The sequence below is a fragment of the Tsukamurella sputi genome (assembly GCF_007858445.1).
In the GTDB taxonomy this organism is placed as follows: Bacteria; Actinomycetota; Actinomycetes; order Mycobacteriales; family Mycobacteriaceae; genus Tsukamurella; species Tsukamurella sputi.
The window spans coordinates 1-619 of sequence record NZ_VIGV01000096.1 but is presented as its reverse complement, the minus strand read 5'-3'; the positions used below and the strand labels follow the sequence as shown (position 1 = coordinate 619).

General features: G+C 41.7%; 1 protein-coding gene. It reads right to left on the bottom strand.

What is annotated here, in order from left to right:
• The coding region (locus FK268_RS25970; RefSeq protein ID WP_193560330.1) for a class II fructose-bisphosphate aldolase at positions 1-528 on the bottom strand (528 nt) is incomplete at its 3' end.
• Positions 529-619 lie beyond the last annotated feature (91 nt).

The following is a 619-nucleotide window of genomic DNA, read 5'->3' as shown; positions in this document are numbered from 1 at the left end:
GATCTCAAGGGTCATTCCTAATTTATCGAGACGCTTAAGATACTCCACACAAGTTGCAATATTATCTTCTAATGACTCTTCTGATAAATCGATCATATGTGAGGAGAAGAGTGGCTTACCTGTCTCTTCAAAGAATTTTTCACCTGCTTCAAGAAGACCATCAATCCATGGGAGCAATTTTCTTGCCGCATGGTCGGTATGAAGAATGACCGGTACACCATAAGCTTCTGCCATTGTGTGAACATGTTTCGCACCTGATACAGCCCCTAAAACAGCAGCCTCATGACCACCATATCCTGGAAGCTTCAATCCACGACCGGCATAAAATTGTGCTCCACCATTGGAGAACTGGATAATCACAGGAGAGTTAGCTTTAGCCGCCGCCTCTAAAACCCCATTAATTGATTCTGTATTGACAACATTAATCGCCGGCAATGCGAAATTATTCTCTTTAGCAATTGCAAATACCTTTCGGACATCATCACCAAAGAGTACGCCTGGTTTCACCACATCAAGGACTTTAGCCATACTACAATTCTCCTACAAATAGTTTAAAAACAGCCTTATTCTACCCCGTCTAAGCTTCTAAATCTACCTATCCTAATGCTTAATTTTCCCT